Genomic DNA, 13503 nt, shown 5'->3' on the forward strand with positions numbered 1-13503 from the left:
CATCGCGTTCTCAACTCCGCCCCGGCCATCTGGCAAGGGGCTGTAAAATGTGCCTCGACGTCAAAACATGCGAGGCGGCTTCTGGGTGCGGTGCACCCGCATCAGTCTGGGCGGTCGCCTGTATGGCAGCGCGTCCCAGTGAATTCTCTGCCGTACACGACACCCCTTGGGTGGCGCGTATCGTTCGACCAGCCTAGCGTGAAAACCGCCCCACGCGCAATCCACAAACCACCAACCCCGCGCAAGCAAACGAAAAACCGCATGTCGCCCGGCTGCTTTGGGCCAAAAGATCCGCACGGGGCTGTGGGGATCACCCCTTACAGGTAGTTCGCACGACTCAGCCCATACTTCGCCATCTTCTCGTTCAGGGTCCGGCGGGGCAGCGACAATTCTTCCATGACACTGGCGATGGAGCCCTTGTGCCGGCGCATGGTGTTGTCGATCAACATCCGCTCGAACGCCTCGACGTATTCTTTCAGGGGTTTGCCCTGGGTCGTGACGGTGGGCGTGATCGACGCCTCCTCCCCCTCGTCGGTCAGCAGCGCACTGATGGACCCGGTGCCGCGCCGGTTTTGCAACACCGCCCGCTCGGCCACGTTGATCAATTGGCGCACATTGCCGGGCCATGGGGCCTGCAACAGTTGCGCGGCCTCTTGCGCGGTGACCTGCGGCGCGTCGGATCCGTATTCATCGCTGAACTGGTCGGCGAAATGGGTAAACAGGGACAGGATATCCTCGCCCCGGTTGCGCAGGGCGGGCAGGACCAGCTTCATCGCCGCCAGACGGAAATACAGGTCCGGGCGCAGGGCCTCTTCGCAGGTCTTGTCCGGGTCCGCGCAATTGTGGATGGCGATGATCCGGGTTTCCGCCGGGGTGCCCTGGTCGTTGATGTAGGACAGCAGCCGCGCCTGCAGGGCCTGGGGCAGCGCCTCGATATCCTCCAGCACAAGGGTGCCGCCGCGCGCCTCGTCGATCAGGGCGGGGGTGTCGTCGCCGGTGCCGAACAGACGCGCGGCCAACTCCGCCTCGCCCAAGGCCGCACACGAGATCAGCGCCAAGCGTTTGCCCGCGCGCGGCCCCACCGCGTGCAGGGCATGGGCCACAAGGGTCTTGCCCGTGCCCGTCTCCCCGTCGATCAGGACATGACCATCGGCCTGCCCCAGATCCAGGATATCCTCGCGCAGACGTTCCATCGCGGGGCTGGACCCGATCAGTTTGCGCGTCAGGGCGGTGCCGTCGGACAATTCGCGCCGCAGGGCCCGGTTGTCGAGGGTCAGCGCCCGGGTGGTCGAGGCGCGGCGGGCCAGATCAGACATGCGGTCGGGATTGAACGGCTTTTCCAGAAAATCGAAGGCCCCCACGCGCATTGCCTCCACGGCCATGGGCACATCGCCGTGGCCTGTGATCATGATCACCGGCAGCCCGCTGTCCATGGCCATCAGACGCTTCAGAAAGGCCATCCCGTCCATGCCCGGCATCTTGATGTCCGAAATCACCACCCCCGGGAACCCGGGGCCGATGGATTTCAGCGCGTCCTCGGCGCTGGCGTAGGTCTCTGTCTCGTAGCCCGACAGGGACAACCACTGGCTGATGGACTGACGCATGTCCTGTTCGTCGTCGACAATCGCGATCCGCGGAGAAGTGCCCATGGTATAGCCTTTTGTTATTGTGCCGCTGTGGCGCGGTCTTCTTTTAAGATGGGAAGGATGATTTCAAAAACAGCCCCCCGCCTCGCCGTTGCGGGCGGAAAGCCGCCCACCAAGGTCGGTGACGATGCCAGACGAGATGGCAAGGCCAAGGCCCACCCCCTCGCCGGGTTTTTTGGTGGTAAAGAACGGCTCGAACAGCTGATCGAGGTCCTTGATCCCCTCGCCCGTGTCCCGCACCGCCAGCACCGCCGCGTCCCCCGCCGTCAGCAGCAGGTCCAACTCGCGCACCTCTTGGCCCTTCATGGCGTCCAGCGCGTTGCGCACAAGGTTCACGATCACCTGTTCCAGCCGCAGCCGGTCCACCATGACCATCACCGGACCATCGGGCACGGTCCGCGACAGGGACACGCCCATGGATTTGATCTGCGGTTCCATCATGGTCAGGGCGGCGGTGACGCTGGCGCGTATGTCCACAGGCTCGAAGGCCTCGCCGCCCTTGCGGGCATAGGATTTCAACTGTCGGGTGATCGCGCCCATCCGTTCGATCAGGTCGTCAATGCGCTGGAACGAGGACTGCGCCTCTTCGGCGCGCTTGCGTTGCAGCAACAGCTTGGCCCCCGCCAGATAGGTCTTCATCGCCGCGAGCGGCTGGTTCAATTCGTGACTGACCGCCGCCGACATCTCGCCCAGCGCCGCCAGCTTTTGGGACTGAGCAAGGGATTGTTCGGTTTCCTTCAGGGTTTCCTGCACCCGTTCCCGCTCGGCCACTTCGCGCGACAGCCGGGCGTTCAGGCGGCGCAGCTCTGCCGATTCGCGCTGGAACAGCAGGGATTTCAACTGCGCCCGGCGCGTCAGCATGTAGAACGCCGCCGTCAGCAACAGGGCAAAGGCCATGATTTCCAGCGCCAGAACCCCGTTCACCCGTTCGCGCACGCTGGCATAGGTGGTGAATGTCACCAGCCGCCAGCCCCGGAACGGGATGCGCGCCTCGGTCTTCATCAGCGCATCGCCCGTAAAGAACTGCCGGTCCACGTAGGGCGCCCAGTTGCCCGTGGCCTCGATCGCGCGGGCAATGGCCGAGGGCGCCGACAACTCCGCCAAGGCCCCCTCGACCGTGGACCCGCGCCAGCGGGGTTCGGTGGACAGGATCACCACGCCCTGGCTGTCGGTGATCACAACCGCCTCGGTGGTGCCGCGCCAGCGTTGTTCGAACTTGGCCAGATCCACGGCCACTTCGATCACACCCAAGGTCGTCGTCCCCTCCCGCACCGCCCGCGCGAAGGAAAAATCATAGGCCCCGGTTTCCTGCTGCGTGATGGTAAAGACCGTGTCCTCGGACCGCAGCGCCTCGACCACGTAGGCCGCATTGCGATGGTTGGTGCCCAACATCTCGCGGCTGGTGGCGGCGACCGCGCGCCCCTCCAGATCAATCAACAGGATCGAGGCCGCGCCGATTTCATCCACATAGGAAATCAACCGCTGGGACGTGCCCGTGTAGTCCTGGGAATTCAGCGCCGCGATCATCGTGGGGTCCCGGGACAACAGCAGTGGCACGACCGAGTTGCGCTGCAACTCCGACAGGACGGCCCCGGCATAAAGCGCCTGCCGCAACTCTGCCCTTTGCTGGGTCGATTCCGTGAACCGTTCCGTCAGCAGCCGGTTCGTGACCCAGACGGTCGCAATCGCCAGCACAACCAGCAAGGCAATCACCCCGCGCACGGCCCATGGCAGCGGCGGAGATTTGATCTTGTTGTCGGTTTGCGGCAGCGTCACCATTCCGGCACGCTAGCGGGCGTTTGCAGCGGCCTCAAGGCCAGCGACACACCTTCGGCGTCAAGCCGCCACCAACCCCTCGGCCAGCGCTTGGAACAGGGCGGCCCCATCGGTGTTGCCGTGAGCCGGATCGGCGGCGCGTTCGGGGTGGGGCATCATGCCCAGCACCCGGCGGTTGGCCGACAGGATCCCGGCGATATCCGCGTCCGAGCCGTTGGGGTTGTCACCGTAGGTAAAGGCGATCCGGTCCTCGCCCGCCAGCATGGCCAGCGTGTCGGCATCGGCGGTATAGTTGCCGTCGTGGTGCGCAATCGGGATCTGGATCGTGTCGCCCTTGGTATAGCGCGCGGTAAAGGCGCTGTCCCCGGTGCCCACCACCAGCGGCGTGGTGCGGCAGATGTATTTCAGGCCTGCGTTGCGCAACAGCGCCCCCGGCAGCATCCCCGTCTCGGTCAGGATCTGAAAGCCGTTGCAGGGCCCAAAGACATAGCCGCCCCGGTCCGCATGGGCCTTCAGGGCGTGGGCCACGGGGCTGTGGGCCGCAATCGCGCCGCACCGCAGATAGTCGCCATAGCTGAACCCACCGGGCACGCCCACCACATCGACCCCATCCGGCAGGGCCGTTTCCTTGTGCCAGACCATCTGCACGTCAAACCCGGCGGCGCGGAACGCCACGGCCAGATCACGGTCACAATTGGACCCGGGAAAAACGAGGACGGCGGCTTTCATGGCATTACCCCTTGAAATCAGTGATCACGGCGACGCCGGGGGGCGTGGGGCCGTTGAAGGCCGCAAGCTCGGCGCTGGTGTCAGATAGCCTAACCTCGCGTGCGATAAGCGGCGACATATCGACCTGCCCGCGCGTGATCAAGTCCAGAAGGCTGGGGTAGCGCCAGCTGGGCATCCCCCGGCTGGCATAGATCGCAAGGTTGGCCAGATAGACCGCGTTCATGTTGACGTTCATATGGGCGGTGTGGCCCGTGGGCAGGCCAAGCTGCACGTGCCGACCAAGGGGGCGCAAACATTCGATGGACGAATTGACCGTGGCCTCGATGCCAAGGGCCTCGACACTGACATGGGCACCGCCCGCCGTCAGGTCCTTGATCTGCGCGCCCACGTCACCCGCGCGCGCGTCGATCACGTGTTCTGCGCCCAGCCCCTTGGCATGGGTCAGTTTTTCGGGGACCACATCCACGCAGATCACCCGCGCGCCCAGGGCCTGGCCCAGGATCAGCGCCGACAGGCCCACGCCCCCGGTGCCATGGACCGCCAGCCATTCGCCGGTGCGCAGGGCCGCCCGGTCCGTCAACCCGTGCCACGCAGTCGTCACCCGACAGCCCAGACCCGCCGCCACCGTGGGCGACAGCCCGTCCGGCAGGGGTGACAGGTTGTGGTCAAAGGGCACGGCGACATATTCCGCGAACGCACCCGGTTCGACGAATCCCGGCAGACGTTGGTTGGGACAGGTGTTCTGCACCCCCGCCTGACAACTGGGGCACGACCCGCAGGCCAGGATGAACGGGGCCACCACCAGATCGCCCACCTTGTAGGTGGCGCGGGGTCCCGCCTCCACCACCTCGCCGCAGTATTCGTGGCCGCCGATCTGGCCCACCTTGACCCTTGGGTGTTCGCCCACCCAGCCGTGCCAATCGCTGCGGCACACGCCACAGGCCAACACCTTCAGGACCACCCCATCCTCGGGGCAGTCGGGGTGCGGCACATCCCGAATTTCGAGCGGTTCATTGTAAGCTTTGATGACGGCGGCGCGCATGGGGATCCTTTCGTTTTGGGATCACCTTACGCACCTGACCGCCCAGTGCCACGATTTTTCGTGGGCCAACTGCATCAAGACCCGTCTTGGGTTTTGGAGGCACAGGTGCACGGCGCGGTGTGGGCCGCCCGCTGAAAGGCATTCCGCCCGGTGCGCGCCCGACAGGCGGGACACAGACGCGCAAACGAGTCGGACCGGTCGCGCACCACATGCCAGATGTAACCCGCCAAAACGAGCCCGAGCACCAGACCCACCGGCCAGGCCCCCACGACAAACAGCGCCCCGATCCCGCCCAGGATCAATGCCAACAGCAAAAGTCCAAGTCCCATCACACCCCGACGTTAACCGACCGCGGTCGGACCAAGCCAGCGAGATTTTGCAAAACACACATCACGCCGGCCCCAGACCCCGACCTGCGCGAGGATGTGCACGGGTTTTGGCCGACCCGTGCGGGATCATGCACGAGTCGCGTCAGTCGATTTCGACCCGGTAGCTTTCGATCACGGTGTTCGCCAGCAGCTTTTCGCACATGTCCTTGACCGCCGCCTCGGGGGTGCCGTCGGCCAGGTCCAACTCGATCACTTTGCCCTGACGCACCCCTTGCACACCGTCAAACCCAAGGGCGCCCAAGGCGTGGCGCACGGCCTCGCCCTGAGGGTCCAGAACACCGTCTTTCAACATCACAAATACACGGGCTTTCATGGGGTCTTGTCCTTAGTTGATCAGGGTCGGTTTGGTCACGGGGCCGTTGTTGGCGGGCAGGATGCCCAGCCGTTTGGCGACCTCGGAATAGGCGTCGGTCAGGCTGCCAAGGTCGCGGCGGAACACGTCCTTGTCCAGCTTCTGGCCCGTCTCGATATCCCACAGCCGACAGCTGTCGGGGCTGATTTCATCAGCAATTATAAGACGTTGGAAGTCATTGTCCCAGACGCGCCCGATCTCGATCTTGAAATCCACCAGCCGGATCCCGACCGCCAGCATCATGCCCGACATGAAGTCATTGACCCGCAGGGCCAGCGCCACCATGTCGTCCAGATCCTGCTGCGTGGCCCAGCCGAAGGCGATGATATGTTCCTCGGCCACCAGCGGATCGCCCAGCTTGTCGTCCTTGTAGCAGAACTCGATGATCGGGCGCGGCAGCTGCGTGCCTTCGTCGATGCCAAGGCGTTTGGACAGGGACCCGGCGGCGTAGTTGCGCACGATCACCTCCAGGGGGATGATCTCGCACGAGCGGATCAGCTGTTCGCGCATGTTCAGGCGTTTGAGAAAGTGCGTAGGCACCCCAATCTGCCCCAGACCCACCATGAAAAACTCTGACAGGCGGTTGTTCAAAACGCCCTTGCCGTCAATTATGTCTTTCTTTTCAGCGTTGAAGGCGGTGGCGTCGTCCTTGAAATACTGCACCAAGGTGCCCGGCTCTGGGCCTTCGTACAGGATTTTGGCCTTGCCTTCATAGACGAGTTTGCGGCGTGCCATGGGTCTCTCCGATCAGATCTGCGCGAGAGGACCTCGCATCTTGGCGCCCGTTTAGGGCAAAGACCGCGATGCAGCAAGGTGTCAGACCTTGCAGCGCGCAAGGGGCGCATGCATATCTAGGTCAACACTTTGAAACAGGAGCAGACCATGTCCACCTTCGATGACCGCGAAAATGCCTTTGAAAACAAGTTCGCCCACGACCAGGAGATGATTTTCAAGGCCACGGCCCGCCGCAACAAGCTGACCGGGTTGTGGGCCGCTGATCTGCTGGGCAAAACCGGCGATGACGCCGCCGCTTACGCCGTTGAGGTCGTGAAGGCCGCTTTCGAGGAAGCGGGCGACGAGGACGTAATCCGTAAGCTGGTGGGCGATCTGGGCGACAAGGCCGACGACGCCACCATCCGCGCCAAGCTGAGCGAGATGATGATCGAGGCGCAAAAACAGATCATGTCGGAAACCTGATCAAAACAGACTAAAAGGCGCGGCACATTGCCCTTATCGGCCCCCTGCCGCGCCCGTTCGCGTTAACAGACTTGCAAGGCTTGGGTGCTAGCCCTTAGGCACCGGAGCCAAGCGCACACGATGCGCACGCCGCAGATGTTATAGCTCACCCCTTACTGCGACGGGAACCGGCCGGCGGAGAAACCGCTTCGCGCGTCCTGCTGAACCAGACGCGCGTAGAATTCTGCCAGCGATCCGGCCCCCCGTGCATGTGTGTCCATCCTGCTGCAACCGAACCCGCATGGCCCGCCCGTGCAAAGGAGGGCCTGGATGACGATGCCACTGCGACCCCACAGCCTTAGGGCCAAACCGCTCAACACATTGCGCCAAGCCGTGCCTGTGCTGATCGGGGTCGTGTTGATCGCCATCCTGATCCAGCGCCTGTCCGAATTGGATCGCGCTGCAATCGCAACGGCGTTTCAGGCCATTGGCCTTTGGCAATGGGCGGTCTCGATGGCCCTGTCCGCCTTCAGCTTTTGGGCCGTTGCTCACTATGACTTGATCGCCCATCGTCTGATCGGGTCGCGCATCGGCAAGGGGCGCGCGCTGGCCGCAGGGGCCGCCGCCACCGCCATCGCGCAGACCCTTGGCCTTGGGGCCATCACCGGGACACTGGCTCGGTGGCGGTTGTCCGGCGGGCACCTGACCTCTCCAGCCCATGCGCTTGGGATCACCGGCATTGTCACAGGGGGCTTCTTTTTCGGATGGGCGCTGATCACGGGGGCGGCCTTTGCCCTGTTGCCCAGCAATGGCGCACCGGCGTGGCTGTTGTGGGCCGCCGCCCCGGTGGTGGTGTTCATCGCAGCGATTACCCTTGTCGCCCCGCGCATCACCCTGTGGCGCTGGACCCTGACCCTGCCCGGCTGGCCCGTCTTGGGGCGTTTCATCTTCTGGGCCGCGCTGGACACCAGTGCGGCGGCCCTTGCCCTGTATGTCCTGATGCCCGAGGGCATGATCACCTTTGGCTGGCTGCTGCCCGCCTTCCTGCTGGCCCTTGGCCTTGGCATCGTGTCCGGCACGCCCTGCGGGATTGGCGCGTTCGAGTTGACCCTGCTGGCCGTCCTGCCCGTGACCGAAGCGCCCGAGGCTGTGGCCGCCATCATGGGCTTTCGCATCACCTACTACATCATTCCCGCTGTGATCGCTTTGGCCTACGTGATTCTGGCCAAAGACCATACGACGCCCCCTTCCCCGCCGACCAAGCGTAGCCCGACGCAAAGCGCCGTGCGCAGCGCAAAGGACCCCCTGGTCGCCCTTGGGTTGGAGAAAGGCCGCGATTGGATCGGCGACCACCCCAGCGGGCGCTGGCATGCCCACGGGGGCAACCATACGGTTTTGGCCATTGGCGATCCCCTTGGCGCGCCTGCCGTGGCCCTGCGCGGCCTGACGGATCACGCCACCCATACCCTGCGCCGCCCGGCCGTGTACAAGGCGACACCGCGCATGGCGACGTACCTGCGCGCCACCGGATGGTGGACCCTGCCTTTGGGGGCAGAGGCGCTGTTGCACCCGGCGACCTTTGACCTGTCGACACCGAAACACCGTCAGTTGCGCCGCAAACTGCGCCACGCCGCCAAGGCAGGGATCACGGTGGAACAGCCAAGCGCCCTTCCGTGGACAGCCCTCGCCCGCATCGACGCGGAGTGGTGCGCGGATCACGGTGGCGCACGGGGCTTTTCCATGGGGCAGTTTGATCCGCATCTGTTGGACCAGCAAGTGGTCTTTGTCGCCTACCGCCAAGGGCGACCCGTTGCCTTTGTCACCTTCCACGTGACGGACAGCGGCTGGATGCTGGACCTCGTACGCCACCCAAAGGCATTTGCAGACGGCACAATGCACGCCTTGATCGTCGCGGCCATAGACAAGGCGCGGGCCAAAGGTGTCGCACGCCTGTCCCTCGATTGCGTGCCGGGGCACCTGCCCCATGCCCGCGGCACGATTGGCCGGTTGGCGGCCTCGGCCCACGCACGGCTACCGCACGCCAAAGGATTGCTGCAATTCAAACAGTGCTTTGATCCCATATGGCGCCCGCGTTACGTTGCCGCGCCCGGCCCGTTTGCACTGGTTTTGGCCGCCTTTGACGCCGCACAGGCCCTGAAACCACACGAAACCACCGCCCGCAGCCTCGCTCATGATCTTCATGCGAAAGATGCATTTGCTGCATAAAGCGATTTCTGTCAGGGCGACACAAAGCGCGGCGCGCGCACACCAAAGGAAGACCCCATGACGAATGCCCTCTCTCAAATGCTCGCGGAACGGGACTGGATCCTCGCCGATGGCGCCACGGGCACCAACCTGTTCAACATGGGATTGTCATCGGGCGACGCGCCGGAACTTTGGAACGCCGACAAACCAGACAACATTCGCGCGCTGTACAAGGGGGCCGTGGACGCGGGCAGCGATCTGTTCCTGACGAACTCGTTTGGATCCAACGCCTCTCGCCTGAAACTGCACCACGCGGCTGACCGCACTTTTGAATTGTCCCGCCTTGCGGCGGAACTGGGGCGTGAAGTGGCGGATGCCGCGGGCCGCACGGTGGTCGTCGCGGGATCCATGGGGCCAACGGGAGACATCATGGAACCGCTGGGCCCGCTGACCCATGGCAGCGCCGTCGAGATGTTCCACGAACAGGCCGAGGGGCTGAAGGCTGGCGGCGCGGACGTTTTGTGGATTGAAACCATTTCCGCCCCCGAGGAATTCATCGCCGCCGCCGAGGCGTGCAAACTGGCCGGCATGCCGTGGTGCGGCACCATGAGCTTTGACACCGCCGGACGCACCATGATGGGCGTCACATCGGCTGCGATGGTCGCTATGGTGGACAAGCTGGATCACCCTCCGCTGGCCTTTGGTGCAAACTGTGGCGTGGGTGCGTCGGACATGTTGCGCACGGTCCAGGGGTTCGCCGCCACGGGCACAGAGCGCGCCCTGATCGCCAAGGGCAACGCCGGCATCCCGAAGTATCACGACGGCCATATTCACTACGACGGCACCCCCGAATTGATGGGTCAATACGCGGTGATGGCCCGCGACAGCGGTGCACGGATCATTGGCGGCTGCTGTGGCACCATGCCGGAACACTTGGCGGCCATGCGCGCCGCCCTCGAAACCGTGCCCAAGGGCGAGGTGCCAAGCCTAGACGCGATCACCGCCACCTTGGGTGGGTTTTCGTCTGCCAGTGACGGAACGGACGGCAACGGCCCCGCCGCGCGCACAACCAAACGGCGTCGCCGCGCAGGATAGGTCGGTCATGTACACTGTATGCAAAGCCATACAAAACCACGAACCGAGCCGGAACAAACGCATCCAAAGTCGGTAGAGGCGTGACCCGTGTCGCAATTTGGCGGGTTTCGCCTGCGACAATCACGCATTCAAAATGTACAACGGCAAGCAGGAGGCCCCCATGTCCGACGAAGAAGACGACATCATCCTGTCCGAATTGGACGACGAAGAGCTTGTCGCGCAGATGTACGACGACCTTTACGATGGCCTGAAAGAGGAAATCGAAGAGGGCGTGGGCATCCTGCTGGAACGCGGCTGGACCCCTTACGACATTCTGACCAAGGCGCTGGTGGGCGGCATGACCGTGGTGGGCAACGACTTCCGCGACGGGATCCTGTTCGTGCCAGAGGTGCTACTGGCGGCCAACGCGATGAAGGGCGGCATGGCCATCCTGAAGCCACTGTTGATCGAAACCGGTGCGCCGCGCGTGGGCAAGATGGTGATCGGCACGGTCAAGGGCGACATTCACGATATCGGCAAGAACCTCGTCTCCATGATGATGGAGGGGGCCGGTTTCGAAGTGGTGGACCTCGGGATCAACAATGCGGTCGAGTCTTACCTCGAAGCGTTGGAGGCTGAGAAACCCGATATCCTCGGTATGTCCGCCCTGCTGACGACGACAATGCCATACATGAAGGTGGTCATCGACACGATGGTCGAAAAACAGATCCGCGATGACTACATCGTTCTAGTGGGCGGCGCGCCCCTGAACGAAGAGTTCGGCAAGGCCATCGGCGCGGACGCCTATTGCCGCGACGCCGCTGTTGCCGTGGAAACCGCCAAGGAATGGGTGGCGCGCAAGCACAACCAAATGGCGGCGGGCTGACCCCGGCCCCGTGCAGGTTTCAGACGAAACACTGACCAACGACGGGCTTCGCCACACCAGCGGGGCCCGCGTTTTGGTTCTGGCCTGCGGGGCCTTGGCGCGGGAAATCCTCGCGATCCGTGACACCTGTGGTCTGACCCATATCGACCTGCATTGCCTGCCCGCGATCCTGCACAACACGCCTGACAAAATCCCCTGGGCCGTGCGCGACGCCGTGCAGGCGCACCAAGCGGACTATGACACGATCTTTGTCGCCTATGCGGATTGCGGGACGGGCGGGCTGTTGCAGCACACGTGCGACGCCCTTGGGGTCGAGATGATCGCGGGGCCGCATTGTTACAGCTTTTTCGAGGGCAACGAGACGTTCGCCGCCCGCGATGAATTTACGGCGTTCTACCTGACAGACTTTTTGGTCCGTCAGTTCGACGCCTTCGTGACCAAGCCCCTTGGGCTGGATCGACACCCGGAACTGCGGGACATGTATTTCGGGAACTACGAAAAACTGGTCTATCAGGCGCAGACGGATGACCCTGCCCTGCTGGCCAAGGCACGCAGTTGCGCGGATACCCTTGGCCTGGCCTTCGAACACCGCCCCACGGGCTACGGTGACTTGGCTATGGCGATCGAAGGCCTCTGACCCGCGCAATCTTCCGTCAGATCAGACCGATCACTCGTCCGCACGCCCCTTGCCCATGTGCTTGCGCAGGCGGGATGGGGTGGATTTCTTTTTGTTCTTGTACGGGTTCGCATCCTGCTGGCCGCGCATGTGCAGGCGGATCGGCACGCCGGGCATGTCGAAATCCTCGCGCAGGCCGTTGACCAGATACCGCGTGTAAGACGCGGGCAGCTTATCGGGATAGGAACACATGCACACAAAGCCCGGGGGCCGGGTCTTGGCCTGGGTCATATAACGGATGCGGATGCGGCGACCGCCCGGTGCGGGGGGCGGGTGCTGTTCCAGCATCCCCGTCAACCATCGGTTCAGGGCGGCGGTGGGCACACGGCGGTTCCAGACCTCATGGCTGCGCACGATCGCCTCGCGCAGACGTTCCAGCCCCTGCCCGTCTTGGCGGACACCGTGATCAACGGCGCGCCGCGCAACTGGGGCAGCAGCTTTTCGAACTGGTATTTCAGGTCTTTCAGCTTTTCCTGCTTCTCGTCCTCTATGTCCCATTTGTTCACGGCGACCACGACGGCGCGCCCTTCGCGGGCGGCCAGATCAGCGATGCGCAGATCCTGCGCCTCGAACGGGATGGCGGCGTCCAGCAGAACAACCACCACTTCTGCGAACTTCACGGCACGCAGGCCATCACTCACGGAAAGCTTTTCCAGCTTTTCCTGAACCTTGGCCTTTTTGCGCATGCCGGCGGTGTCGAACAGGCGCACGGGGGTGCCGCCCCAATCCAGCGCCAGCGCGATGCTGTCGCGGGTGATCCCAGCCTCGGGCCCTGTCAGCAAGCGATCTTCACCGATGATCTTGTTGATCAGGGTCGACTTGCCCGCGTTCGGGCGGCCCACCACGGCGATTTGCAAAGGGCGCTTGGCGGTAGGGCGCCACGCTTCGGCGTCGTCTTCGTCGAAATCCTCGTCCTCAAGGTCGACGTCGGCCTCTGCCTCTTCCGACGCGCGCTCTGCCGCTTCGATATAGGGGCGCAACATGCCTGCGAGTTCCGCCATCCCCTCGCCGTGTTCGGCGGACAGGCCCAAGGGCTCTCCGAGGCCAAGAGCATAGGCCTCCAACATGCCTGCCTCGCCCGCGTGCCCTTCGGCCTTGTTCGCGGCCAGCAGGACGACACCGCCCTTGCGGCGCAGGATATCGGCAAAGACTTCGTCCGCCGGGGTCACACCAACGCGGGCGTCTACCAGAAACAGGGACACATCGGCCATATCGACGGCGCGTTCCGTCAGACGGCGCATGCGCCCTTGCAGACTGTCGTCCGTGGCCTCCTCCAGGCCCGCCGTGTCAATCACTGTAAAGCGTAGATCGCCCAGGCGCGCGGCCCCTTCGCGCAGGTCACGTGTCACGCCGGGCTGGTCGTCGACCAAGGCCAGACGTTTGCCCACAAGGCGGTTGAAAAGAGTGGATTTGCCCACGTTCGGGCGGCCCACGATGGCAAGGGTCAGGGACATGTCGATTCTCGGTGCGAGGGACCGCAAAGCGGCTTGGCCCTGCCCCTACCTGACACGTTACGCAACTTCAACGGTAGGCGACCAGTGACCCGTTGCCC

At 64.0% G+C, this 13503-nt stretch carries 11 protein-coding genes and 2 pseudogenes; 5 read left to right on the top strand and 8 right to left on the bottom strand.

Annotated features, from left to right (window positions below):
- Positions 1–317: 317 nt before the first annotated feature.
- The 7 genes and pseudogenes from ACZ1G0_RS10740 to purC all read right to left on the bottom strand — a co-directional run bounded on the left by ACZ1G0_RS10740 (position 318) and on the right by purC (position 6669).
- Positions 318–1649 carry a sigma-54-dependent transcriptional regulator gene (locus ACZ1G0_RS10740; RefSeq protein WP_472736933.1) on the bottom strand — a complete coding sequence of 444 codons (1332 nt, stop codon included), beginning with the start codon at positions 1647–1649 and terminating at the stop codon, positions 318–320.
- Positions 1650–1663: 14 nt separating this feature from the next.
- Positions 1664–3425: pseudogene (locus ACZ1G0_RS10745) on the bottom strand (sensor histidine kinase).
- A gap of 57 nt (positions 3426–3482) precedes the next feature.
- Positions 3483–4151, bottom strand: coding sequence for a phosphoribosylformylglycinamidine synthase subunit PurQ (gene purQ / locus ACZ1G0_RS10750; protein ID WP_472736934.1), 669 nt, complete (start codon positions 4149–4151; stop codon positions 3483–3485).
- Positions 4152–4155: 4 nt separating this feature from the next.
- Complete coding sequence (locus ACZ1G0_RS10755) at positions 4156–5193, bottom strand: zinc-dependent alcohol dehydrogenase family protein (RefSeq protein WP_472736935.1); 1038 nt, start codon at positions 5191–5193, stop codon at positions 4156–4158.
- 74 nt (positions 5194–5267) lie between these two features.
- Complete coding sequence (locus tag ACZ1G0_RS10760; protein WP_472736936.1) at positions 5268–5522, bottom strand: hypothetical protein; 255 nt, start codon at positions 5520–5522, stop codon at positions 5268–5270.
- 142 nt (positions 5523–5664) lie between these two features.
- On the bottom strand, positions 5665–5895 hold the full coding sequence (gene purS, locus ACZ1G0_RS10765) for a phosphoribosylformylglycinamidine synthase subunit PurS (protein WP_472736937.1): 231 nt from the start codon (positions 5893–5895) through the stop codon (positions 5665–5667).
- A gap of 12 nt (positions 5896–5907) precedes the next feature.
- Complete coding sequence (gene purC / locus ACZ1G0_RS10770) at positions 5908–6669, bottom strand: phosphoribosylaminoimidazolesuccinocarboxamide synthase (RefSeq protein ID WP_472736938.1); 762 nt, start codon at positions 6667–6669, stop codon at positions 5908–5910.
- 147 nt (positions 6670–6816) lie between these two features.
- Between purC and ACZ1G0_RS10775 the strand changes: the two genes are divergently transcribed.
- The 5 genes from ACZ1G0_RS10775 (at position 6817) to ACZ1G0_RS10795 (ending at position 11912) form a co-directional block, all read left to right on the top strand.
- Positions 6817–7131, top strand: a complete 315-nt coding sequence (locus ACZ1G0_RS10775) for a DUF1476 domain-containing protein (RefSeq protein WP_472736939.1) — start codon at positions 6817–6819, stop codon at positions 7129–7131.
- 309 nt (positions 7132–7440) lie between these two features.
- Positions 7441–9336 (top strand): GNAT family N-acetyltransferase, encoded by a 1896-nt coding sequence (locus ACZ1G0_RS10780; protein ID WP_472736940.1) that lies wholly within the window; start codon positions 7441–7443, stop codon positions 9334–9336.
- Positions 9337–9393: 57 nt separating this feature from the next.
- Positions 9394–10410: a betaine--homocysteine S-methyltransferase gene (gene bmt / locus ACZ1G0_RS10785; RefSeq protein ID WP_472736941.1), complete on the top strand. Its 1017-nt coding sequence runs from the start codon at positions 9394–9396 to the stop codon at positions 10408–10410.
- 160 nt (positions 10411–10570) lie between these two features.
- Complete coding sequence (locus tag ACZ1G0_RS10790) at positions 10571–11275, top strand: corrinoid protein (protein ID WP_472736942.1); 705 nt, start codon at positions 10571–10573, stop codon at positions 11273–11275.
- Positions 11276–11285: 10 nt separating this feature from the next.
- Positions 11286–11912 (top strand): DUF1638 domain-containing protein, encoded by a 627-nt coding sequence (locus ACZ1G0_RS10795; RefSeq protein WP_472736943.1) that lies wholly within the window; start codon positions 11286–11288, stop codon positions 11910–11912.
- A gap of 30 nt (positions 11913–11942) precedes the next feature.
- Here the strand turns inward: ACZ1G0_RS10795 and der are convergent.
- A pseudogene (der, locus tag ACZ1G0_RS10800) lies at positions 11943–13405 on the bottom strand (ribosome biogenesis GTPase Der).
- Between the last annotated feature and the right edge of the window lie 98 nt (positions 13406–13503).

The sequence above is a fragment of the Thalassobacter sp. HA4-2 genome (genome assembly GCF_055693705.1).

Coding starts and splice junctions, on each gene's coding strand:
- purS (WP_472736937.1), bottom strand. CDS start 5,895: ATGAAAGCCCGTGTATTTGTGATGTTGAAAGACGGTGTTCTGGACCCT.
- ACZ1G0_RS10740 (WP_472736933.1), bottom strand. CDS start 1,649: ATGGGCACTTCTCCGCGGATCGCGATTGTCGACGACGAACAGGACATG.
- bmt (WP_472736941.1), top strand. CDS start 9,394: ATGACGAATGCCCTCTCTCAAATGCTCGCGGAACGGGACTGGATCCTC.
- ACZ1G0_RS10775 (WP_472736939.1), top strand. CDS start 6,817: ATGTCCACCTTCGATGACCGCGAAAATGCCTTTGAAAACAAGTTCGCC.
- ACZ1G0_RS10755 (WP_472736935.1), bottom strand. CDS start 5,193: ATGCGCGCCGCCGTCATCAAAGCTTACAATGAACCGCTCGAAATTCGG.
- ACZ1G0_RS10780 (WP_472736940.1), top strand. CDS start 7,441: ATGACGATGCCACTGCGACCCCACAGCCTTAGGGCCAAACCGCTCAAC.
- purC (WP_472736938.1), bottom strand. CDS start 6,669: ATGGCACGCCGCAAACTCGTCTATGAAGGCAAGGCCAAAATCCTGTAC.
- ACZ1G0_RS10760 (WP_472736936.1), bottom strand. CDS start 5,522: ATGGGACTTGGACTTTTGCTGTTGGCATTGATCCTGGGCGGGATCGGG.
- purQ (WP_472736934.1), bottom strand. CDS start 4,151: ATGAAAGCCGCCGTCCTCGTTTTTCCCGGGTCCAATTGTGACCGTGAT.
- ACZ1G0_RS10790 (WP_472736942.1), top strand. CDS start 10,571: ATGTCCGACGAAGAAGACGACATCATCCTGTCCGAATTGGACGACGAA.